This is a genomic window from Bacteroides sp. AM41-16, assembly GCF_003603495.1.
Classification (GTDB): Bacteria; Bacteroidota; Bacteroidia; order Bacteroidales; family Bacteroidaceae; genus Bacteroides; species Bacteroides uniformis.
In genome coordinates, this window is the sequence record NZ_QTNE01000002.1 from 252,025 (window position 1) to 275,878 (window position 23,854).

Genomic DNA, 23,854 nt, shown 5'->3' on the forward strand with positions numbered 1-23,854 from the left:
TGCCTTTCGGTATTGGAGAGATGTGCTATCTGAAAGCTAAAATATGCGAGCTATGAATGCCGAGATGAAAAATGGAATTAATTTATTGATGATTCTTGTATTGTTTATCTCATGTGTACAAGAAAAAGAGGACAATAATGTCTTAAGACGTGTGGAAGCGTGTATGGAATTATTTCCTGATAGTGCCTTGTCGCTTCTGAGTCAAATTGAATGTCCCGAATGTATGAGAGGACAACAGAGAGCAGATTATGCTTTGCTTTTAACGCAGGCTTTGGATAAAAACTATTTGGATAATTTGCAGTCAGACTCATTGATAATGATAGCGGTAGAATATTATAAACAGGAAGGTGATAAATTGAAGGCAGGGAAGGCTTACTTTTATTATGGAAAAGTGATGTTGTTAAAGGAGCGCTTCTCAGATGCTATGCAGGCTTATCTGGAAGCATCGAGTCTCTTGGAAGAAACTAGGGATTATAAAGTACAAGGGATGGTCTGGGAATATATAGGGTATTTGAACTCGGTTCAAGGATTGTATGAAAATTCTATAGACAATTTTAAACATTCTATCAGGTACTATGAACTGGCGAGTGACAGACGTCGTATTTTATATGGTTATAGGAATATGGCAAGAGGCTATTTTTCGGTACATCATAATGATAGTGCAGGTTGGTATGCTGAAAAAGGGCTTGTGTTGAGTGACACTGTTAGTGGTATGAAGGCATCTTTTCTACATTTATTAGGACTTATTGCCAATAATGAAAAACGATATCCACAAGCAATAGAGTATTTTTCAAATGCAATGGAAGTTTGTGATAATTTAAATGATAAATATCGTTATAGTTTGTCTTTGGGACGTGTTTATTCTGAAGTAGGTCAAAAGAAAAAAGCTGAAGATTGTTTTGTTTCTTGTATCAATGCAACTAATATTTTTGTGTCTTCGGGTGCATATTACTATTTGGCTGATATGCATAAAAAAGATGGTAATTATTTGAAAGCGTTTTTGTATAAAGAGAAGTCTGATTCATTATTAGAGGTGACTCGTAATGCTGAACTGCAAAAGCAGTTGTTGGATTTGCAGAATAAGTATGAAAATGATAAGCTTATTTTGGAAAATAAACAGATAAGGCTGGAAAATGAGAAACAGACTTATTTTTATTTGTATTCATATTAGGGTTGGGCATCATCGCTTTCTTTCTGGTTAGGAAAAGGTATCGAACAAAATTGTTGCGTAATGTCGAGATTATTGGAAATAATAATGCAATTATTAATAGATATGCTTGTAGAATTGCAGAATTGGAGAATGTGAGCTTACAAGAACGTCAGGCTAAAAAAGAGGAAATAGGAATCCTGAATAGAAAAATCCTTTGTTTAATAGCAGAAAATAAGCGAGTATGTGAGAATTCGAGTGTTGACGCCTTGTTTGTATTAGAGGAATTGAAGCAAGGAAATTTGATTATTAGTAATATGACTATTGCTGAACGGCAACATATATTTGACTTTCTGGATTTGGTTCATGCGAATTTTATTACTCGACTTAAACAAGAGTTTGATTTAACAAAAAATGAATTATTGTTGGCTGCGTTGCTGAAAGTGGGATTCTCTAACAAGCAATTAATGATTGTTTTTGATTGTGAAATGAAATCCATATATAAAAACAGACAAAGACTAAAAGCAGATTTAGGACTTACTAAGAATGATTCTTTAGAGCAAATGATAATGATGTATTGAGAAAAAAACGTTTTTTTGTCCTATATGTTTCTTTGTAGTGTGTTGATATATAATTTATTACCTACCCTATTTTTGTCCGCATAGTTATTGCTGAATTATTGTTGAATAGTCCCTAATTTTGTATAAATAAAAAATGAAAGACTATGAAACTGAAAATTATCTTATCTGTATTGTTGTTATTTTCTTTATTAAAGGTCGATGCTAATCCTTTGGTCGACATAAGTATTGCTTCTGGAAAAGAAGAAGTCTTTTTGCATTCAAATGATATTCCTTTTGAAATTCTGACTACGGGAAAAGAAGATGGAAGCCGTTCCGTTATACCATTAGTGCCATTTGTTGTATTCGTTGAAGATTCTAATTATTCCGTGGAATTGGATTTTATGGAAGGAATCGGGGTAGTGGAAATTGCCATTTCCCAAAATGGTTCTGTGATTTATTCTTCTTCCGAGAATATTCTATCTCCCCTTCGGAAATATTTGCAACTTCCTTTCGGAGTATCAGGGGAGTATTGTATAGAAATTAAAGGAGATAATGGGGCATATGCATATGGCTGTTTTGAATTATGATATATTGTTAACTAAAAAATGTAATGCTTATGAAAAAGATTAGTTTATTGTTGGTAGGAGTGTTAGCTCTATTTTCTTGTGAGCAAGAGGAATTGGATAACTTTGTGGAAAGTAGTGGTGTGGGGCAGGTGATGACAAGGGCGATAGGTTCTAGTGCGGATTTTGATCCGATAAGTGAGCTTGCCGAAATTCCAGTGAATATTTTGAATATTGGAAACTCTAAACAAAAGTATCTTACTTGTAAAGAGAAAGGTACTGAAATTTGTTTAACAGATAAAGATGATGGATCTTTGAGGCAGAGATGGTATCTGAAGTATGGAAGAACTATTGTTGTTGCTGGGGGAAATAATAGAGTGACATCCGATACATATGGAGTTGTTACTCCTAATAACTATTTATCTTCAGAAATACCTGATAATCTTCGTTTGAGTTATTGGAATAAATCAACTTTTGATTCACCTTTGGCTGGACCTGGCTTAAGCTTTAATTGTTTGGCTGATGCTAATTGTATGATATATACGATGTATGGAAACTTTAATACTGGTTTGTCTTCTTATTATTTGCAATCAGAATCTTCAACGTCTTCCTCTGTAAAGTTTAAAACGAATAATTCCTCAAGCCTCGCTTTATGGGAAATAGTTCCTGTTGGTGAATATGAACTTGTTGGTTTAGAGTATGTACGGACTACGGTTGACAGCTTTGAACCTACAGAAGTGATTTGTGACCATGATGAATATACAAATGAACATTTAAGCGTTGATACATGGAACTATTCTTTATCTACAAGCTATACAGAAAAATCTGATTTTTCAAAAACAGAAGGAGTAAGTGTCACTATTTCAGGAGGATTGAACGTGGGTATACCTAATGTGGTAGGAGATGATTCTTCGCTTGGAGTAAATGTTTCTGTACAGCAGCAGACAAATAAATCTTGGACTTATGGTACAAGTGATAGTAAAACGGTAACAAAAACGAGAACTGGACAAATCCCGATTCAACCAGGTGAAACTGTAAAACTTGATGCGGTGTTAGTCATGTACAAAGGTAGTTTGACTTACGTTGCTACATTAAGGAAAATAGGGGATACTAAAACGTTTAGAGTTAAAGGAAAATGGAGTGGAGACTGCTTTTCTTCTTTTGAAGCTAGAACATATAATCCAACAACAGGGAAATTGGTAGGAGAATATGTTTTAGAATAATGTGATTGTCTAAATTATGGTTGTTTATAAATGTTAAATAAATATTGGGGCGTGCAGTATTTAGATTAATCTTTCATTTAATCTTAAAAACAATGAAAAAACGAGGAGAGTGCTATATTACTCAATTCTTTTATCTAAATTTGCAAACTCTAATATTTATAGGAAAGATGAAACAATTAAAATTCTTGATGGTTGCCTTGACATTGTTGATGGGCATTGCGTTTACTTCGTGTCTGAATTCAGATGACGGAGAGTATGATGACATTTATGGCATGGTTTTAGTGAATAACTATATGGGATTACTCTCTTTTGAAGATGCTGCGGGTAACACTTATCAACCTACATCGGCTTCTGTTACTCAATTTGAGGCAAATTCGAGTTTGAAGATTTCAGATTCTCGAATGGGAATCATCTTAGGAAAGAGCATAGAACCTGAGACGAATGAAAAATCTAAAACTACCAACTTCACTTTGAAGAATTTTCAGCCTATTTCTTTTGCAAACGCTGTCGTATCAATGACAGCAGAAAGCTTGGTTGTTGATGCGCCGGAAACAGCACCGGTGATAACTTTGAAATTGGAAAATGGGTCAGTTCAGCCATTTTTGTATAACAAGGATATACTTGTAACTCCTATAGCTTGGAGACTGCAAAATGACAACGATAAGTTTAAGATGCATAAATTTGCTTTAGCTTGTGTACTGGATGAAATTGAAGCAGGGGCCACAGACCTTGTTTTCTATCTACGTCATGATAAGGGTGCTGATGATAAGACAGATGTTTATTATTCTAATTGGTATGGGTATGATATAAAAAATGCTTTAGAAAGGTTTAAAGAAAAAGCAGGAAATCTTCCTACTAAATTAGTTATTAAGTCGCATGAAAGTGGAAATAATAGCAATACAGAAATACCGGAAAACTATACGGAATATACTGTAGAATACAAAATTGCGTCTACTAATCAATAAATTGATATTGAATTACAAAGATTTATTTCATATAGCAATACTACTGATTTCCTCTCCGGCTCGTGCCTGGGAGGAAATTAGTTTAGAGGATAGGCGAAAAGTATTTACTGCTTTTGTCTATCCTATGATTGGTTTATGCGGGTTGTCCGTTTTCATCGGCTCTTTGATGAAGATGGGATGGGACGGGCCGCAAAGCTTTCAATATGCCATGACACAATGCTGTGCGGTGGCTGTATCCTTGTTTGGAGGATATTTTTTGGCAGCCTATCTCATCAATGGGTTGCGTGTCCGCATGTTTATGCTGGACAGTGATATTCCTTTGGCGCAACAGTTTGCAGGTTATGCACTGGTAGTGGTGTTCATGCTGAGGATTGTTATCGGCATATTGCCTGATTTCGGCATTATGGCTCTGTTGCTCCAATTCTATATCGTGTATGTTGTGTGGGAAGGAAGCAAAAAGGTGATGCAGATAGCGGAAAAAGACCGTTTGCGTTTCACCATTCTTTCTTCTATTTTGTTAATAGCTTGTCCGGTGGCCATTGAATGGATATTCAATAAGCTGACGGTAGTGCTAAACTGATAAATGTTATGAAACAAGCTCCTGTAAATATAAAGAATAAGCGTGCTACGTTCGATTACGAACTGACGGACACCTATACGGCCGGCATTGTGCTTACGGGCACAGAAATCAAGTCCATCCGGTTGGGGAAAGCAAGCTTAGTCGATACGTTCTGTTACTTTGCCAACGGCGAATTGTGGGTGAAGAACATGCATGTGGCCGAATACTTCTATGGTTCGTACAACAACCACAATGCACGCAGGGAGCGCAAGCTTTTGTTGAATAAGAAGGAACTTGAAAAACTGATGCGCGGCACGAAAGATCCGGGTTTCACCATTGTTCCCGTGCGCTTGTTTATCAATGAAAAAGGGCTGGCCAAACTTGTGGTGGCACTTGCCAAAGGTAAGAAGCAATATGATAAGCGCGAATCACTGAAGGAAAAAGATGACAAACGCGATATGGCGCGTATGTTTAAAAGATAATATGAGTAAACTTGGTAGTTTGGTGCGTGAGCGCATCCTTATTTTGGATGGTGCAATGGGCACCATGATACAGCAATACAACTTGACAGAGGGAGATTTTCGGGGTGAACGCTTCTCGCAGATTCCCGGACAGATGAAAGGTAACAATGACTTGCTTTGTCTGACACGCCCCGATGTGATACAAGACATTCACCGCAAGTATCTGGCGGCAGGTGCAGATATTATCGAAACAAATACATTCAGTTCCACCCGCGTCAGTATGGCCGATTATCATGTGCAGGACTATGTGCGTGAGATGAATCTTGCCGCAGTGCGCCTGGCACGCAAAGTGGCAGATGAGTTTACTTCTCTTACTCCCGACAAACCCCGTTTTGTGGCAGGCTCCGTAGGACCGACGAACAAGACCTGCTCCATGAGTCCCGATGTGAACAATCCGGCCTTTCGTGCCTTGAGCTACGATGAACTGGCCGATGCCTACCGTGAGCAGATGGAAGCATTGCTCGAAGGTGGTGTGGATGCTTTGCTGATAGAAACCATTTTTGATACGCTGAATGCCAAGGCTGCTATTTTTGCCGCCGGGCAGGCGATGGAAACTGTAGGAGTTCATGTACCCTTGATGCTCTCTGTGACTGTTTCTGATATTGGAGGGCGTACTCTGTCGGGACAAACTTTGGATGCTTTTCTCGCCTCCGTGCAACATGCCGATATTTTTTCAGTTGGGTTGAACTGCTCCTTTGGCGCCCGCCAGCTGAAACCTTTCCTGGAGCAGCTTGCTGTCCGTGCACCTTATTATATCAGTGCTTATCCCAACGCCGGACTGCCCAACAGTTTGGGCACATACGACCAGACTCCTGCCGATATGGCACATGAAGTAAAAGAGTATATCCATGAGGGATTGGTGAATATTATCGGTGGTTGTTGCGGAACGACAGATGCCTACATTGCCGAGTACTCCTCGCTGATTGCCGGTGCAACGCCCCATCAGCCGGTTCCCAGACCGGAAAATCTTTGGCTCTCCGGGCTTGAACTTCTGGAAGTGAAGCCGGAAAACAACTTCGTGAATGTGGGTGAACGCTGCAATGTGGCAGGTTCGCGCAAATTCCTGCGTCTGATTAATGAAAAGAAATACGACGAGGCGCTCAGCATCGCTCGCCGGCAGGTGGAAGACGGTGCGCAGGTCATCGACATCAATATGGATGACGGACTGCTGGATGCCCGGACAGAGATGACGACTTTCCTCCATCTGATAGCTTCGGAACCGGAGATTGCCCGTGTTCCCGTCATGATAGACTCCTCTAAGTGGGAAGTGATTGTGGCCGGATTGAAATGCTTGCAAGGCAAGTCCATCGTCAACTCCATCTCCTTGAAGGAGGGGGAAGATAAATTCCTGGAGCATGCGCGTACCATCAAGCAATATGGTGCGGCGACCGTGGTGATGGCTTTTGATGAAAAAGGGCAGGCAGACACGTACGAACGTAAGATTGAGGTCTGCGAACGGGCATACCGTCTTTTGGTGGACAAGATAGGTTTCAATCCCCATGATATAATTTTCGACCCGAATGTACTTGCCGTGGCAACCGGTATGGACGAGCACAACAATTATGCTGTAGACTTTATCCGTGCCACCGGATGGATACGCAAGAATCTGCCCGGTGCGCATGTCAGTGGAGGAGTGAGTAACCTTTCCTTCTCTTTCCGCGGCAATAATTACATTCGCGAGGCGATGCATGCCGTATTCCTTTACTATGCCATCCGCGAGGGCATGGATATGGGTATCGTCAATCCGGCTACCTCCGTTCTTTACACCGATATTCCCGCTGATATATTGGAGCGCATAGAGGATGTGGTCTTGAACCGTCGTCCCGATGCTGCTGAGCGCCTGATAGAAACTGCCGAACGCTTGAAAGCGGAAGCAGAGGCGGCAAAAACTTCCGGAGGAGAGCGGCAGGCTGCCGCCCATTCCCAACTTGCCTGGAGAGAGGAGACTTCTGTGGAAGAGCGGTTGAAGTACGCCTTGACAAAGGGTATCGGCGATTATCTGGAAGAAGACCTTGCCGAAGCGCTGAAGCTGTATCCCAAGGCTGTTTCCATCATTGAAGGTCCGTTGATGGCAGGCATGAATCATGTCGGCGACTTGTTTGGGGCAGGCAAGATGTTCCTGCCGCAAGTAGTGAAGACGGCGCGCACCATGAAGAGGGCGGTTGCCATCCTCCAGCCCGTAATCGAGTCGGAGAAAGAAGAAGGTGCGACTGCTGCCGGGAAGGTACTACTGGCTACGGTGAAAGGTGATGTGCACGACATTGGCAAGAATATAGTCTCGGTAGTAATGGCATGCAACGGCTACGAAATAATAGACCTTGGCGTCATGGTGCCTGCCGAAACCATTGTACAGCATGCCATAGAGGAAAAGGTAGACATGATAGGATTGAGTGGCTTGATAACCCCTTCGCTGGATGAAATGGTGCATGTAGCCATTGAGCTGGAAAAGGCAGGTCTGGACGTTCCTCTGCTGATAGGTGGTGCCACGACTTCACCGCTTCACACAGCTCTGAAAATTGCTCCGGTCTATCATGCTCCCGTAATCCATCTGAAGGACGCTTCACAGAATGCTACAGTAGCAGCCAAGCTGATGAATCCTAAGACAAAGGAGGAGCTGGAAGAAGAACTGCATGAGAAGTATCGGCAGTTGTGCGAAAAGAACCGGGAGAAACAAGTGACAACCGTTTCCCTGGAAGAAGCGAGAAAGAACAAACTGAATCTGTTTTAAATAGGAAGGAAAATAAGGATTAGGGATTAATCCTTAATCCCTATTTTTTTATCTTCTTCTTGTATTGCTCGAAGCGTGACGTAATATCCCTTACGAAGTTATAAGTTTCAATGCCACGGAAATAGCCGTTTTTGCAGACGGGGTCGGTGAAGTATTCCTCATTGCTTTTTAGCAGAATGAAGTTTTCTACATTATCACGCCAGACATATTTGTTTTTGCCGTATTTTTCGGCCAGTGCCATGGCATCCAGCACATGGCCGATACCGGAATTATAAGATGCCAGCACAAAGTTGATGCGTTCTTCCTGGGGTATCTTGGAAAAACTTTTGGCTGTGGCGCCTATGTATTTCACGGCAGCCTTTATACTCTCTTCAGGGTTCTGTTCCTTTCCTTCGGGTAGCCCCATAGCCCTGGCTGTGACAGGCATCAGTTGCATCAGCCCCCTGGCACCGGCCCAGGATACGGCGGTGGAGTCGAAGTTGGACTCAGTATATGCCAGAGACGCCAGCAGGCGCCAGTCCCAGTCTATCTTGGGAGCATATTTCTTGAACAAATCATCGTAATGGGAAATTTTTCCTTCGCGCAGGGAGAGGATAGGAGAGTGGGGAATGGCCTTGCCGATTTCAAAATATCGTTTCATACTTGCCGTATAGGCAGGTGAAGTCATATTCTCCTCGTGCCATTTGTTGGCGGCGGCTGCCAGTTGCGGACAGTCTTTCCGGACTGCCCACGATGCACGCTGGTCAAAGCTGATGGAGAGTCCGATATTCAGGTTGGGGTAATAGGTCGTATTAAGCTGTGCCACATCATTGTCTGCTACGGTATAGGGGATTTTCCCTTGTGCCACTTGGGTGATGAGGTCTTCTGCACTGATACTGTCGTTGGTCACTTTATGGATGTGGATACCTCCTCCGAGCTCTTCGTCCAGATTGACCAGCCGTTCATAATATTTTCCGGGCTTCACATATACATCTTTCCCGATGAGTTCCGTTACGTCTTTCAGTGGTTTGGTGCGTCCGCCGTTACGTTGCACGATGACTTGGTGCGTGATGACCTCTTCGCCGCAATAAAGCAGGCTGTCTTTCCATTCCTTGGTGATGGGAAGGTTGTAGGCTATGAGGTCTCCCTTGCCTGCCAGCAACTTCTCTATGAGTTCGTGCACATTCCGGGCTACCTCTATTCTCAGCTTCACTCCCAGGCTCTTGGCAAACTGTTCGCTCAGCTCATACTGGAATCCCATGTCCTGGCCACGGTAGATGAAGTAGGAAGTGGAACTGTACAGTGTCAATACGACCAGTTCTCCGCTGTCCTTTATCTGTTGCAGGTCATCCGCTTCTTCTTTTTCGGCAGGATGTCCTCCACGGCATCCTGCGATGCAGCACAACAACAACAGCAAGATAATTGGGACGGGAGAATTGATAATGGATGATTTATGTCTGGCGAAAGAAAACAGGCTGTTCATATCTCATAGGGTTTAGTGCGTTCTTAATCCTCCATTATCAATTCTCCATTACAAATTAACTCCCCAAGTGCTTCTTGATGTACATGGTCAATATATCAATGGCCACCTGGTTGTTTCCGCCTTCCGGCACAATGAGGTCGGCGTATCGTTTGCAGGGCTCTATGAATTGCTGGTGCATGGGTTTTAGTATGCGTGTATAGCGCTCCATGACGGCTTCGGCCGTGCGTCCGCGTTCCACCACGTCACGCTGGATTACACGAATTAGGCGTTCGTCGGGGTCAGCGTCTACAAATATCTTGAGGTCCATCATGCTTCGCAGCTTCTTGTCGCACAAGGCAAGGATACCTTCTATGATGATGACTTCCCGGGGCTCGATATGGATGGTTTCGGGCTGCCGGGTACACGTCAGGTATGAGTAGGTGGGCTGTTCTATGCTTCTTCCTTCGCGCAGCATGGCGACATGCCTGGAAAGAAGGCTCCACTCGAAAGCGTCGGGATGGTCGAAGTTGATGTTCTGCCGTTCTTCCACGGGCACATGGCTGCTGTCCTTGTAGTAAGAGTCTTGTGGCAACAATACCACTTCACCAGCCGGTAGGCTTTCGATAATTTTACGTACGACGGTGGTCTTTCCCGAGCCGGTTCCGCCTGCAATTCCTATTATTAACATCCGTTTAAGTGTATATTTGAAACAAAACCAGTATTTTTGCAGTTGTTAAAACAGCCGCTTAGGCTGACAAATATAGTGATAAATCATTTAAATGGCAAAGTTATGGTAAAGCACATTGTATTATTTAAGTTAAAAGATGAGGCACCGGCTGACGAAAAGTTGGCTGCGATGAACAGTTTCAAGGCAGCTATCGAAGCGCTTCCGGCTAAAATATCCGTTATCCGCAAGATTGAAGTCGGATTGAACATCAATCCTGCCGAGGCTTGGAGCATCGCTCTTTACAGTGAGTTCGATACGTTGGATGACGTGAAATACTATGCTACCCATCCCGACCATGTAGCTGCCGGCAAGCTTATCGCTGCTGTGAAAGAGAGCCGTGCCTGCGTGGACTACGAGATAATTGAAAATTAAAAATTAAATCAGAGAACATGAAGAAATTACTGTTCCCTTTCGTTCTGTTGCTCTTCGCTGTGGCGGTGCAGGCACAGATACAAGACCCCGTCAAGTTCAATTCCGAACTGAAGATTTTGGCTGCCGATGAAGCGGAGGTCGTTTTTACGGCTGCTATTGACAAGGGCTGGCATGTCTATTCCACCGACTTGGGCGATGGAGGGCCTATCTCGGCGACTTTCAATGTGGAGAAAATATTCGGAGCGGAAGTGGTTGGCAAACTGAAGCCCGTAGGCAAGGAAATCTCTACTTTCGATAAGTTGTTCGAAATGAAGGTGCGCTATTTTGAAAATACGGCCCAATTTGTGCAGAAGCTAAAATTGACGGGTGGTGCCTATCAGCTGGAAGGATATCTGGAGTATGGCGCTTGCAACGATGAAAATTGTCTGCCGCCCACACAAGTGCCTTTCCAATTCTCCGGTAAGGTAGAAGGGGCTGCCAAAGAAGCTGCTGCCGCTACGGCTGAAATGAAAGCCGAAACACAGTCCGCAGAGCAGGAGACTGCCGCCGATACGGTTTCTGTGGCTGCTATTGGCGGTGCGGACGGGCCGACGGAAATCAATGTGACGGACAAGGTGGACCTCTGGAAGCCGGTCATCAATGAATTGCAATCTTTGGGCGAAACTACTTCGCAGGAGGATATGTCCTGGATTTATATCTTTATTACCGGATTTGCCGGCGGACTGTTAGCGCTCTTCACCCCTTGTGTATGGCCCATCATCCCGATGACTGTCAGCTTCTTCTTGAAGCGTAGCAAGGATAAGAAGAAAGGCATCCGTGATGCATGGACGTATGGTGCTTCCATCGTAGTGATTTATGTGACGCTCGGACTGGCCATTACGCTGATTTTCGGAGCCAGCGCACTGAACGCACTCTCTACGAATGCAGTATTCAATATCCTTTTCTGCCTGATGCTGGTGGTGTTTGCGGCTTCCTTCTTCGGAGCGTTCGAGATAACGTTGCCCTCCAAGTGGAGTACGGCTGTAGACAGCAAGGCCGAGGCGACAAGCGGTTTGCTCAGCATCTTCCTGATGGCATTTACCTTGTCGCTGGTATCTTTCTCCTGCACGGGACCCATTATCGGATTCCTGCTGGTGCAGGTTTCCACGACGGGCAGCGTGGTGGCTCCCGCCATCGGCATGCTGGGCTTTGCCATAGCTTTGGCATTGCCTTTCACGCTGTTTGCCCTGTTCCCGTCCTGGCTGAAGTCCATGCCCAAGTCCGGTGGATGGATGAACATCATCAAGGTGACGCTCGGCTTCCTGGAGCTGGCCTTTGCCCTGAAATTCCTTTCGGTGGCCGATTTGGCTTACGGCTGGCGCATCCTCGACCGTGAAACGTTCCTTGCTTTGTGGATTGTACTTTTTGCACTGCTTGGTTTCTACTTGTTGGGCAAAATCAAGTTCCCGCACGATGATGACGATACGAAGGTCAGCGTGCCCCGTTTCTTCATGGCGTTGGCCTCGCTGGCGTTTGCGGTGTATATGGTTCCCGGTTTGTGGGGAGCGCCGTTGAAGGCGGTCAGTGCCTTTGCGCCGCCCATGCAGACGCAGGATTTCAACCTTTACAATAATGAGGTGCATGCCAGGTTCGACGATTACGACCTCGGTATGGAGTATGCCCGCCAGCATGGCAAGCCCGTGATGCTCGACTTCACCGGCTACGGCTGCGTGAACTGTCGTAAGATGGAGCTTGCCGTATGGACCAACCCGAAGGTGAGCGACATCATCAACAACGACTATGTGCTTATCACGCTCTACGTGGACAACAAGACCCCGCTTCCTTCTCCCGTGAAGATTGTGGAGAACGGCACGGAACGCACGCTGCGCACCGTAGGCGACAAATGGAGCTATCTGCAGCGTGTCAAGTTCGGCGCCAATGCGCAGCCCTTCTACGTGCTGATTGACAACGAAGGCAAGCCGCTCAACAAGTCCTACTCCTACGACGAGGATATACCTAAGTATATCGAGTTCCTGCAGACCGGACTGGAGAATTATAAGAAAGAGAAATAAATAGAACTGGAAAAAGGATGCTTGTAAAAAGGCATCCTTTTTTCACTAAATCCCCTTTTTGTATGAAACACATTATAGACATTGATGCTTGGGAACGCCGGGATAACTACGGCTTTTTCCGCAATTTTGTAAATTCCTGGTATTCCGTCACCACAGAGATTGACTGCACGGAAGCCAGTGCTGCAGCCCGGGCTGCAAAGCGCTCCTTTTTCCTTTATTATCTGTATGCTGTGGTGCGTTCGGCCAATGAAGTCGATGAACTCCGTTACCGTACCGACAAGGAAGGCCGGGTTGTTTTTCACGACCGGGTGGACATCATTTCTCCGATAGCCGTTCCTGGGAAAACATTCTATACCGTGCGCATTCCCTATTACGAAGACTTTGAACGTTTCTATGCCGAAGCCTACGCCTTGATAACAAACATGCCCGAGGACGGTGACCCTTATGGAGCCGAAAAGATTCTTGCCGAGCAAGGCGATTACGATGTGGTCCATCTGAGTGCGGTTCCCAAAATGTATTTCACCTCGATAACCTATACACTTGCCGAAGCAGGCAACGGTTGCAGTTATCCGTTGATGACTGCCGGCAAGGCTGTATCCCGCGAAGGTCGTCTGGTATTTCCTCTTTCCATCTATGTGAACCATGCTTTTGTCGACGGTTCTCATTTGACCTCCTTCTTCGGAAAGGTGGAGGAGTATTTGAAAGAGATTTCACATAAATGAATCACCCCAAATAAATAATCTATGAAACGCTTATAAGGGTGTTTTTTCATGCTACAAATATATATGATGCCATACATATATGGCAACTTTGAGTTGTTTTTTGTATCTCGGTTTCTGTTTTTTAAGTATCATTGAAAAATCGGAAATGTGCAGACAAGATTTGTAGTATTACAGAATTGTTACAGAATTTATCCTTACCTTTGACACTTTAACAGAATAAGCGTATGGTAAGTAATATATCTTCATGCACGAAAGTACTTGTTTTGCCGATAGTTCTATGGGTTGTTTCGTCTTTTTCCCTGCGGGCGCAGGAGAAGGATTTTGCCACTTGGGCGAATGCCGGTTTCGAATATAAGTTGAAGCCAGCATTTACTGTTTCCGGTGGGCTGGAGTGGCGTACAAAGGATGATTTGGGAAAGACAGACCGGTGGGGGCTGAAGGTGGGGGGAAGCTATAAGCTGTTGCCTTTCCTGAAGCTTGGAGCTGGGTATGAGACGCATTACCGCAATCGGGGGGCAGATGGCTGGAAGTTCCGGCACCGCTACCGTTTGGAAGGCACTCTGTCTGCCCGTGTGCAAAGGGTGAAACTGTCCTTGCGTGAGCGCTTTCAGCATACGTTCGATGGGCATAGAGATGAGTTCCGCTTGCGCTCGCGTGCGAAGTTTGCCTATGACATTCCGAAGTGCAAGCTGGAACCGTATGCTTCGGCCGAGATGTATAATGGTTTGAATAAGACAGAGCACTTCGGAGTAAAGCGGATGCGCTATCGTGGGGGTATTACGTTGCCCTTGTCCGAGCGCTGGGAGGCGGACATCTTCTATTGCAGGCAATGGGAGAAGGATAAGCGGAAGGATATAGTAGGGGTGGAGTGTGTTTATAGCTTTTGAGGGGAGATGAGGGCTGAAAGCCTTTTTTTACTTTTTGTTCTTCCGGTACTCCTTTTTCAGATAAAAGTTGAATCCGGCATATATTTGGAGGGTGCCGAACCCGTTGTTCAGGGAGAAACTGTTTTTGTAGTAGTCGTATGTCCGTCCTACGAATGAGGTACCCACGAAGTATTTGCTGTTGTTGTATACCACACCTGCACGCAGAATGAAGTCGATATTGAAATTCTTGTACCAGTCGTCCGCTTCCCGCTCTTCTGTCTTCTCTATGCGTGATGTCTTGTAGGCGACAGCCGGATTGAACGACAGGCATGCGAGGCAGTTGCGGGCAAACACCCAATTGTAGGCATAGCCGGCGTTGAGGCTGATGTTCGTGTATTTGATATGTTTCACCTTCATACCCGGGTTCATGGTTTCCTGAATGATTTCGGGCAGCTTGGTATAGTCGAAGTTCAGATTGTGGGTGGATACGGAGAATCCGGCAATGAAAGAACCTGCATTGCAGCGCTGGTTGGTGGACTGGCTGAAGGCGGCTGGATAGGAGAAACGTCGATTGTTGAAAATGTAATACAGATTTAATCCCTTCATCTTTACTTTCAATCCGTTGAAGTCTTCGGAATAATTGGAGGGAATCTCGTCGGAAAAGCCGGATACCTTGTGTATCTTATAGTCGTTTCCGGTGCTGCGATAGAAAATGTCGACTCCCAGTTTGGAACTGTAAAGACTGAGATCAAACTCCGTACCGCGCTTTTTCTTGCTTTTCTTTCCGTAGAGCCAGTCCGTATCGACAGCCCATCCCAGGAATATCCAACGCCATCCGAAGTAAGCGCCTATCTTGTTGTGAGGGTTGGGCGAGAAACGGAGCCGCTGGTCGTCATTGCCCACGGAGTAATACTCGTAATTGGTGAAATGGTCGAGCATCAGGGCGTAATTGTATCGGTTGGGACTGATATAGGTAGTGTCGAAGTCGCTGAAGTTGAGGAATTTCTTCAATGCTTTTCCGAAGGTGTTTTTATATACGATGCTGTCGCATGCGACAGAACCGTTCTCCTTGTTTTGCGCAAACAATGAGAATGTAAATAATATCCATAAGCAGAAAAAGGCCCCTCTTTGCATCTTGTTGTTCTCTCTCATTTATACAAAGCTAAATAAAATAACCGGTTTTTGAACAGTATCCCGCTAATTTTTCTCTGAAAAAGGCATCAATAATTTGTAGTTCTCAATCGGAATGACTAATATTGAACGTCTTATTGAGAGACTTTATGAATCAAAACCAGATAAAGAAGAATACGATATGAAGAAGATTATCAATCCGTGGAAAGATATGGAGGGCTACAACTGTTTCGGTTGCTCTCCCGACAATGAAGCCGGTGTGAGAATGGAGTTTTATGAGGACGGTGACGAGGTGGTGAGCATCTGGAAGCCGCGTCCGGAGTATCAAGGGTGGCTGAATACGTTGCATGGAGGCATCCAGTCCGTATTGCTGGATGAAATCTGCGGCTGGGTCGTGTTCCGCAAGCTGCAGACCGGCGGGGTGACATCGAAAATGGAAACCCGCTTCCGCAAATCCATATCGACCAACGACACGCATGTGGTGCTGCGGGCTTCGCTTCGCGAGCAGAAGCGGAATATTGCTATCATAGAAGCACGCCTGTATAATAGCATGGGCGAACTTTGCACAGAAGCCACTTGCACCTACTTTACCTTTCCGAAGGAGAAGGCGGAAGCGGAAATGCATTTCCATAGCTGCGAAGTAGAGCAGGAGGAAATATTGCCGTTGATTTAATTGTTTCACCACAGATTACACAGATTTGCATAGATTGGAATAAAAATAATCTGTGCAAATCTGTGTAATCTGTGGTGAACTAAGATGAATTTGAAAGAAAAAATAAACTTTTTGTGATAAATCTTTTGGAGTTTCAAACTTTTAGTTTACTTTTGTCGCATTAAAATCCAAAAAATATGAAGAATATCGTTGCACATCATCACCATCATCATCCTAACGAATAACTCGGTGGGCGTATGAGTGTATATGTACAACAGATGACATAACAGACGAGGCTTGCCGAATATTGGTAAGCCTCGTTTTGTTTTCTGTCATCTCATTCAAAATAGTAAATAGTAAATCGTAAAATAGTAAATAACCTTATGTTAAGAATTGCAGTACAAGCTAAGGGTCGTCTGTATGACGAGACCATGTCGTTTTTGGGAGAATCGGATATAAAGTTGAGTGCCATGAAGCGCTCGTTGTTGGTGCAGTCGTCAAACTTTCCTCTTGAAGTGTTGTTTCTGAGGGATGACGACATTCCGCAGTCTGTGGCTACCGGAGTGGCTGATATAGGAATTGTGGGTGAGAATGAATTTGTTGAGAAGAATGAGGATGCAGAGATAATCAAGCGTCTGGGATTCAGCAAATGCCGTCTGTCTCTTGCCATGCCGAAGGATATTGAGTATCCGGGGGTGAAGTGGTTTCACGGAAAGAAGATTGCGACATCTTATCCGGGTATCCTTTCCGGCTTTTTGAAAGAGAATGGGGTGAATGCGGAGATACACGTCATTACGGGGTCGGTAGAAGTGGCGCCGGGCATCGGTCTGGCAGATGCCATTTTCGATATTGTAAGTTCCGGTTCTACGCTGGTGAGCAACCGCCTGAAGGAAGTGGAGGTTGTGATGAAGTCCGAAGCCCTGCTGATTGGTAACAGGAACCTGAGCGAGGAAAAGCAAGGGATATTGAGGGAGCTGTTGTTCCGTATGGATGCCGTGAAGACAGCCGAAGATAAGAAATATGTGCTGATGAATGCCCCGAAAGAGAAACTGGATGAGATTGTCTCTGTACTTCCGGGCATGAAGAGCCCCACGGTAATGCCTTTGGCACAAGAAGGCTGGTGCTCGGTACATACGGTACTCGACGAGAAGTGTTTCTGGGAGATTATCGGAAAGCTGAAAGCGCTGGGGGCAGAAGGCATTCTGGTGCTGCCGATTGAGAAAATGATAATTTAAAGCCTCGAGGATGTGTCAAAAGTATATAAACGCTTTCTTTATGTTACGACATTAGGTACGAATTACGCGAAATAGCGCGGAATCGGTAAAATAAATCCGTGAAATCCGCGTAATCAGCGCCTAAAAGAAAGTCTTCAGAGAGTTTTGACACACCTCCAATAATATCATGGTTTATGCATAAATCTTTAAAAACATGTCATTATGATATTGATTAGTAATCCCGATAAATCCCAGTGGCAAGAGATTCTGAAACGTCCGGTGATGAATACGGAGAATCTGTTTGATACGGTGCGGAGTGTTATTGACCGTGTGAAGGAGGAGGGAGACCCTGCTGTGCTGGATTATGAAGAAAAGTTTGATAAAGTGGTGTTGGCCTCGCTGGCAGTGTCGGAAGAGGAACAGCAGGAAGCGGAAAACCTGGTGAGTGAAGACTTGAAAGCAGCTATTCGCCTGGCAAAGCAGAACATCGAGACTTTCCACGCCGCACAACGCTTTGAGGGCAAGAAAGTGCAGACTCAGCCGGGGGTGACCTGCTGGCAGAAAGCGGTTGCCATAGAAAAGGTGGGATTGTATATCCCCGGAGGAACGGCTCCGCTGTTTTCTACGGTACTGATGCTGGCCGTTCCCGCCAGGATTGCCGGATGCAAGGAGATTGTTCTCTGCACCCCTCCGGGACGTGACGGAAAGGTACATCCCGCTGTGCTGTTTGCCGCAAAAGTGGCAGGTGTCAACCGGATTTTCAAAGCTGGCGGCATACAAGCCATTGCCGCTATGGCATACGGAACGGAAAGTGTGCCTAAGGTTTACAAGATATTCGGTCCGGGAAATCAGTATGTCACGGCTGCCAAACAGCTTGTGAGCTTGCGTGATGTGGCGATAGATATGCCGGCAGGACCTTCGGAAGTAGAAGTTTTGGCTGACGAAACAGCTAATCCGATTTTTGTCGCCGCCGACTTGTTGAGCCAGGCAGAACACGGAGTGGACAGTCAGGCTATATTAATTACGACCTCTGTCGAATTGCAACAAGCTGTAAAGGTGGAAGTGGAACGCCAACTGGCCTTACTGCCACGTAAAGAGATTGCCGAAAAGTCTCTTGCCAATAGCAAACTGATTGTAGTGGACAGCATGACAGAAGCCATTGAATTGACCAACGCGTATGCTCCCGAACATCTTATCATAGAAACCGAGGATTATCTTTCCGTGGCAGAACGTATCGTGAATGCCGGTTCCGTATTCCTGGGTTCTCTTACTCCGGAGAGTGCGGGAGATTATGCTTCGGGCACAAACCATACCCTGCCGACAAACGGCTATGCCAAAGCATACAGCGGTGTCAGCCTCGACAGCTTTATCCGCAAGATAACTTTTCAGGAGATAAAGCCGGAAGGATTAAATATCATCGGCCCTGCCATCGAGCTGATGGCTGCCAATGAACAGCTGGATGCGCATAAGAATGCTGTGAGTGTGAGACTGGGGCAGTTGGAAAATGGAAATGGAAATTGAAAGTTGAAAATTGAGAGCTGATGGCTTAAAGTAATTTTAATCGTAAATTGTCAAATCATAAATAACATGGTGAAAACATTACAAGAACTTACCCGTCCGAATATCTGGCGTCTGAAGCCTTATTCTTCAGCACGTGATGAATATAATGGTGCTGCGGCATCCGTTTTTCTCGATGCAAACGAGAATCCTTATAACATGCCGCACAACCGTTATCCCGACCCCATGCAGCGGGAGTTAAAGACAGAATTGTCTAAAATTAAAAAGGTGAGTCCCGATTCCATCTTCTTAGGGAATGGCAGTGACGAAGCTATCGATTTGGTGTTCCGTGCTTTTTGTGAACCCCGTGTGGACAATGTAGTGGCTATCGACCCTACCTACGGCATGTATCAAGTCTGTGCCGACGTTAATGATGTGGAGTACCGCAAGGTGCTGCTCGATGAGGATTTCCAGTTCTCTGCCGACAAGCTTTTGGCTGCTGCGGATGAGCATACCAAACTGATTTTTATCTGCTCTCCCAACAATCCTACCGGCAATGACCTGCTCCGTAGCGAGATTGAAACGCTGATTCGCCAGTTTGATGGGTTGGTGATACTGGATGAGGCATACAATGACTTCTCCGAAGCACCTTCCTTCCTCGAAAATTTGAATCGGTATCCGAATCTCATTGTACTGCAAACCTTCTCCAAAGCATGGGGATGTGCTGCCATCCGTCTGGGCATGGCATTTGCCTCACCGGAGATTATCGGCATCCTCAGTAAGATAAAATATCCCTATAACGTGAACCAGCTGACACAGAAGCAGGCAGTGGAAATGCTTCACCGCTATTATGAAATAGAACGTTGGGTGAAGACCTTGAAAGAAGAACGGGAGAATCTGGAAGCCGAGTTCGCCGCACTGCCATGTACGGTGAAGATGTTCCCTTCCCATGCCAATTTCTTCCTGGCCCGTGTGACGGATGCCGTGAAGATTTACAATTATCTGGTAGGCAAGGGTATCATTGTCCGCAACCGTAACTCCGTGTCACTCTGCGGAAATTGCCTGCGGGTGACGGTGGGAACGAGAGGAGAGAATGAAAAATTGATTGAAGCGCTGAAGGAATATATGTAGAAGGAGTTAAAGGGAGTAAAAGGGGGGTAAAGGGATTAAAAGGGAGTTAAAGGCCGATACTGCTGTTCTATACAAGTAATGCTTATGCAAGCAAAACTACCGGCCTCTAACTCCTCTAACTCCTTCTGCCTCCTTCTAACTCCCGATAACTCCCTTTATTCCCTCAAAAAAATATCCTTTAAAATGAAGAAACTACTTTTTATAGACCGTGACGGGACTTTAGTCATTGAGCCGCCCATTGATTATCAGCTGGACTCCCTGGAGAAGCTGGAGTTCTATCCGAAAGTGATGCGCAATCTTGGCTTCATCCGCAGCAAGCTGGATTTTGATTTTGTAATGGTGACCAATCAGGATGGGCTCGGCACAACTTCCTTTCCGGAAGAGACCTTTTGGCCGGCACACAACCTGATGATGAAGACATTGGAAGGCGAAGGCATCACCTTCGACGACATCTGCATAGACCGCAGCATGCCCGACGACAATGCACCGACTCGCAAGCCGCGTACCGGAATGCTTACCAAATACCTCGATAACCCGGACTACGATTTGTCCCACAGTTTCGTCATTGGCGACCGGCCTACGGATGTGGAACTGGCAAAGAATCTGGGCTGCCGCGCCATTCTTCTGCAAGATGACACGGCGTCATTGAAACCCGTTTCCGAAGGTGGCGGTGCCGCTTGTGACGGACTTGAAGATTACTGCGCCCTCGCCACCAGGGATTGGGATAAGGTTGCCGAATTCCTCTTTGCCGGTGAGCGTACGGCGGAAGTACGTCGCACTACCAAGGAGACAGATATATACGTATCCTTGAATCTGGATGGTGACGGGCATTGTGACATCGCGACCGGACTGGGCTTCTTCGACCACATGTTGGAACAGATAGGCAAGCACGGCGGCATGGACCTCACCATCCGTGTGAAAGGTGACCTTGAAGTGGACGAGCATCACACCATCGAAGATACCGCCCTTGCTCTGGGCGACTGCCTTTATCAGGCCTTAGGAAGCAAGCGGGGCATTGAACGCTATGGCTATGCCCTTCCTATGGACGATTGTCTTTGCCAAGTGTGCCTTGACTTTGGCGGACGCCCGTGGCTGGTATGGGATGCCGAGTTCAAGCGCGAGAAGGTGGGAGATATGCCGACGGAAATGTTCCTGCATTTCTTCAAGTCCTTGAGCGATGCTGCCCGGATGAATCTTAATGTAAAAGCCGAAGGACAGAACGAACATCATAAGATAGAGGGCATCTTCAAGGCGTTGGCACGTGCGCTGAAGATGGCGGTGAAGAGGGATATTTATCACTTTGAACTGCCAAGCTCGAAAGGAGTGTTGTAGAATCGTGCAGACAACTGCTGCAAAGTTACTGCATACCTTTTGCAGTGCTGCTGCAAAGCAGTTGCAGTGACGCTGCAAGGCTTTTGCAGAGCCACTGCAGATGTATTGCAGAGCTACTGCAAATGTATTGCAGAGTTTTGCAGTTGTATGTCTCTGATTAATAGATAAGTAGTGTTATGTCACATTTAGCCCCTTTGATAGCTGATTTAGCTCTGATATTGATTTGTGCGGGGATTATGACCCTGCTTTTTAAGAAGTTGAAGCAACCGCTGGTATTAGGATATGTAGTTGCAGGATTCCTTGCCAGCCCTCACATGGCCTATACACCGTCGGTGATGGACACGGCTAATATACAGACCTGGGCGGATATAGGCGTTATCTTCCTGCTGTTTGCACTGGGATTGGAATTCAGCTTCAAGAAGATTGTGAAGGTGGGAGGCGCGGCGATTATTGCTGCGTGTACCATCATCTTTTGTATGATATTGTTGGGTGTGACGGTAGGTACCGGTTTCGGCTGGAAACGGATGGACTGTATCTTTCTGGGCGGTATGATTGCCATGTCATCCACCACTATTATCTATAAGGCGTTTGATGATTTGGGGATGCGCAAGAAACAGTTCACGGGGCTGGTACTCAGTGTGCTTATTCTGGAGGATATTCTTGCCATCGTATTGATGGTGATGCTCTCCACGATGGCAGTCAGCCATAACTTCGAGGGTACGGAGATGCTGGGGAGCATTGCCAAACTGCTGTTCTTCTTGATACTTTGGTTCGTGGTGGGTATTTACCTCATCCCCGGATTGTTGAAGCGGTGCCGGAAGCTGATGAGCGAGGAAACCTTGCTGATAGTCTCTCTCGGACTCTGTTTCGGCATGGTGGTGATGGCTGCACATACGGGGTTCTCGGCTGCTTTCGGTGCCTTCATCATGGGTTCCATTCTTGCCGAAACGGTAGAGGCAGAGAGCATAGAACGGCTGGTGAAGCCGGTCAAGGACTTGTTTGGCGCCATCTTCTTCGTATCGGTCGGCATGATGGTAGACCCAGCCATGATTGTGGAGTATGCGGGACCTATTGTCGTGATTACTTTAGCGGTTATCCTCGGGCAATCCCTTTTCGGGACGCTGGGTGTGCTGCTGGCGGGGCAACCGCTAAAGACAGCCATGCAGTGCGGTTTCAGCTTGACGCAAATCGGTGAGTTTGCCTTTATCATAGCTTCGCTGGGCGTGTCGCTGCATGTCACCAGCCATTTCTTATATCCTATTGTGGTGGCGGTGTCTGTCATCACCACTTTCCTCACTCCTTATATGATTCGTTTGGCAGACCCCGCTTCCAATCTTGTGGATACGCATTTGCCGGAAAAATGGAGAAAGTTCTTGACCCGTTATGCTTCAGGTTCGCAGACGATGAACCATGAAAGTCTGTGGAAGAAACTGATATTTGCACTAGTCAGGATTACGGTTGTATATTCTATCATTTGCGTGGCGGTGATAGCTTTGGCGTTCCGTTTTCTGGTGCCTTTCGTGCACGACAGTCTGCCCGGGGTATGGGGCTCTTTGTTGGCTGCCTTTATCATCATTCTGTGTATAGCTCCGTTTCTGCGTGCTATCATGATTAAAAAGAATCATTCGGAGGAGTTCGTGACTTTATGGAAAGATAACCGTGGAAACCGGGCGCCGTTGGTGGCTACCATTGTACTGCGTCTGCTGCTGGGTGTTTCGTTTGTCATGTTCGTTATAGCCGGTTTATTCAAGATGTCTGTGGGACTGGTATTTGGAGTGGCGGTGTTGCTGGTGACTTTAATGATACTCTCCCGCCAGTTGAAGAAGCAGTCCATCATGATAGAGAGGACATTCTTCCAGAATCTGCGGTACCGCGACATGCGTGCCGAGTATATGGGAGAGAAGAAACCGGAGTATGCGGGGCGTCTGCTGTCGCGCGACCTGCACCTGACGGATTTTGAAATCCCCGGCGAGTCGGCATGGGTGGGCAGGACATTGGCGGAGCTGAATTTCGGAAAGAAATACGGCATCCATGTGGTCTCCATCCTTCGGGGCAAGAAACGGATTAATATTCCCGGAGCGTCTGTCCGCCTTTTCCCGCAGGACAAGATACAAGTGATTGCCACGGACGAGGAACTGAACATCTTCGGCAAGGAGATGGATAAGGTGTCTGCCATGAATACGGATGTGATAGAGAAGAGCGAGATGATTCTACGCCAGTTCTGTGTGGACGGGCAGTCTCCTTTCCTGAACAAGACCCTGAAGGAAGCAGGGATACGCGAGAAGTATCACTGCCTGATTGCCGGTGTGGAGCGGGGAGGGGAGACCCTGCATGCTCCCGACCCGCATGAACCTTTTGTAGAAGGCGATGTGGTATGGGTTGTAGGCGAGAGTGCCGATGTGTACGAATTAGTCAGTCAGAAAGGCGAAGGTTTCGACATGGAGGTGTGACA

21 protein-coding genes are annotated in these 23,854 nt (G+C 45.9%); 18 read left to right on the top strand and 3 right to left on the bottom strand.

Annotation, left to right across the window (positions count from 1 at the left end):
• Nucleotides 1-52 precede the first annotated feature (52 nt).
• The 8 genes from DW896_RS03505 to metH all read left to right on the top strand — a co-directional run bounded on the left by DW896_RS03505 (nucleotide 53) and on the right by metH (nucleotide 8,266).
• Entirely contained in the window at nucleotides 53-1,171 is a 1,119-nt protein-coding gene (locus DW896_RS03505; protein ID WP_227740922.1) for a lipopolysaccharide assembly protein LapB, read from the top strand.
• 53 nt (nucleotides 1,172-1,224) lie between these two features.
• Entirely contained in the window at nucleotides 1,225-1,728 is a 504-nt protein-coding gene (locus DW896_RS21650; RefSeq protein WP_227740920.1) for a hypothetical protein, read from the top strand.
• Between the two features lie 143 nt (nucleotides 1,729-1,871).
• The gene (locus tag DW896_RS03510; RefSeq protein WP_008665376.1) at nucleotides 1,872-2,294 is read left to right on the top strand and encodes a DUF3244 domain-containing protein; all 423 of its coding nucleotides are present in this window, start codon (nucleotides 1,872-1,874) and stop codon (nucleotides 2,292-2,294) included.
• 29 nt (nucleotides 2,295-2,323) lie between these two features.
• Nucleotides 2,324-3,493: a hypothetical protein gene (locus tag DW896_RS03515; RefSeq protein WP_225982668.1), complete on the top strand. Its 1,170-nt coding sequence runs from the start codon at nucleotides 2,324-2,326 to the stop codon at nucleotides 3,491-3,493.
• A gap of 92 nt (nucleotides 3,494-3,585) precedes the next feature.
• Nucleotides 3,586-4,458: a hypothetical protein gene (locus DW896_RS03520; protein WP_005831838.1), complete on the top strand. Its 873-nt coding sequence runs from the start codon at nucleotides 3,586-3,588 to the stop codon at nucleotides 4,456-4,458.
• 7 nt (nucleotides 4,459-4,465) lie between these two features.
• Nucleotides 4,466-5,038, top strand: a complete 573-nt coding sequence (locus tag DW896_RS03525; RefSeq protein ID WP_005832772.1) for a Yip1 family protein — start codon at nucleotides 4,466-4,468, stop codon at nucleotides 5,036-5,038.
• An 8-nt stretch (nucleotides 5,039-5,046) separates the two neighbouring features.
• Nucleotides 5,047-5,499, top strand: coding sequence for an SsrA-binding protein (gene smpB, locus DW896_RS03530; RefSeq protein ID WP_005831836.1), 453 nt, complete (start codon nucleotides 5,047-5,049; stop codon nucleotides 5,497-5,499).
• A gap of 1 nt (nucleotide 5,500) precedes the next feature.
• On the top strand, nucleotides 5,501-8,266 hold the full coding sequence (metH, locus tag DW896_RS03535; RefSeq protein ID WP_009038110.1) for a methionine synthase: 2,766 nt from the start codon (nucleotides 5,501-5,503) through the stop codon (nucleotides 8,264-8,266).
• 40 nt (nucleotides 8,267-8,306) lie between these two features.
• Here metH and DW896_RS03540 read toward each other — a convergent pair whose 3' ends face one another.
• Both DW896_RS03540 and udk read right to left on the bottom strand, forming a co-directional pair.
• A complete protein-coding gene (locus DW896_RS03540) occupies nucleotides 8,307-9,728 on the bottom strand; it encodes a transglycosylase SLT domain-containing protein (protein ID WP_172679925.1) in 1,422 nt (473 codons plus the stop codon).
• Between the two features lie 55 nt (nucleotides 9,729-9,783).
• Nucleotides 9,784-10,395 (bottom strand): uridine kinase, encoded by a 612-nt coding sequence (gene udk / locus DW896_RS03545; protein ID WP_005831829.1) that lies wholly within the window; start codon nucleotides 10,393-10,395, stop codon nucleotides 9,784-9,786.
• Between the two features lie 102 nt (nucleotides 10,396-10,497).
• On the opposite strand from udk, the gene DW896_RS03550 reads away from it, so the two are divergent.
• From DW896_RS03550 to DW896_RS03565, 4 genes are all read left to right on the top strand, one after another.
• Nucleotides 10,498-10,806, top strand: a complete 309-nt coding sequence (locus tag DW896_RS03550; protein ID WP_008665385.1) for a Dabb family protein — start codon at nucleotides 10,498-10,500, stop codon at nucleotides 10,804-10,806.
• A gap of 17 nt (nucleotides 10,807-10,823) precedes the next feature.
• The gene (locus DW896_RS03555) at nucleotides 10,824-12,857 is read left to right on the top strand and encodes a cytochrome c biogenesis protein CcdA (protein WP_009038114.1); all 2,034 of its coding nucleotides are present in this window, start codon (nucleotides 10,824-10,826) and stop codon (nucleotides 12,855-12,857) included.
• Between the two features lie 62 nt (nucleotides 12,858-12,919).
• Nucleotides 12,920-13,579 (top strand): CatA-like O-acetyltransferase, encoded by a 660-nt coding sequence (locus tag DW896_RS03560; RefSeq protein ID WP_034529567.1) that lies wholly within the window; start codon nucleotides 12,920-12,922, stop codon nucleotides 13,577-13,579.
• 224 nt (nucleotides 13,580-13,803) lie between these two features.
• Nucleotides 13,804-14,466 carry a DUF2490 domain-containing protein gene (locus DW896_RS03565; RefSeq protein WP_005831821.1) on the top strand — a complete coding sequence of 221 codons (663 nt, stop codon included), beginning with the start codon at nucleotides 13,804-13,806 and terminating at the stop codon, nucleotides 14,464-14,466.
• A 27-nt stretch (nucleotides 14,467-14,493) separates the two neighbouring features.
• On the opposite strand, the gene DW896_RS03570 is transcribed toward DW896_RS03565, so the two are convergent.
• Nucleotides 14,494-15,597 (bottom strand): DUF4421 domain-containing protein, encoded by a 1,104-nt coding sequence (locus DW896_RS03570; RefSeq protein ID WP_005831819.1) that lies wholly within the window; start codon nucleotides 15,595-15,597, stop codon nucleotides 14,494-14,496.
• Nucleotides 15,598-15,757: 160 nt separating this feature from the next.
• Between DW896_RS03570 and DW896_RS03575 the strand changes: the two genes are divergently transcribed.
• From DW896_RS03575 to DW896_RS03600, 6 genes are all read left to right on the top strand, one after another.
• Nucleotides 15,758-16,249: a PaaI family thioesterase gene (locus DW896_RS03575; RefSeq protein ID WP_005832726.1), complete on the top strand. Its 492-nt coding sequence runs from the start codon at nucleotides 15,758-15,760 to the stop codon at nucleotides 16,247-16,249.
• Nucleotides 16,250-16,611: 362 nt separating this feature from the next.
• Entirely contained in the window at nucleotides 16,612-17,463 is an 852-nt protein-coding gene (gene hisG / locus DW896_RS03580; protein ID WP_008665397.1) for an ATP phosphoribosyltransferase, read from the top strand.
• Between the two features lie 201 nt (nucleotides 17,464-17,664).
• On the top strand, nucleotides 17,665-18,963 hold the full coding sequence (gene hisD, locus DW896_RS03585; protein ID WP_009038116.1) for a histidinol dehydrogenase: 1,299 nt from the start codon (nucleotides 17,665-17,667) through the stop codon (nucleotides 18,961-18,963).
• 66 nt (nucleotides 18,964-19,029) lie between these two features.
• Nucleotides 19,030-20,070 carry a histidinol-phosphate transaminase gene (hisC, locus tag DW896_RS03590; RefSeq protein WP_008665401.1) on the top strand — a complete coding sequence of 347 codons (1,041 nt, stop codon included), beginning with the start codon at nucleotides 19,030-19,032 and terminating at the stop codon, nucleotides 20,068-20,070.
• Between the two features lie 183 nt (nucleotides 20,071-20,253).
• The gene (hisB, locus tag DW896_RS03595) at nucleotides 20,254-21,402 is read left to right on the top strand and encodes a bifunctional histidinol-phosphatase/imidazoleglycerol-phosphate dehydratase HisB (protein ID WP_009038117.1); all 1,149 of its coding nucleotides are present in this window, start codon (nucleotides 20,254-20,256) and stop codon (nucleotides 21,400-21,402) included.
• 176 nt (nucleotides 21,403-21,578) lie between these two features.
• A complete protein-coding gene (locus tag DW896_RS03600) occupies nucleotides 21,579-23,852 on the top strand; it encodes a cation:proton antiporter (protein ID WP_009038118.1) in 2,274 nt (757 codons plus the stop codon).
• Nucleotides 23,853-23,854: the final 2 nt, after the last annotated feature.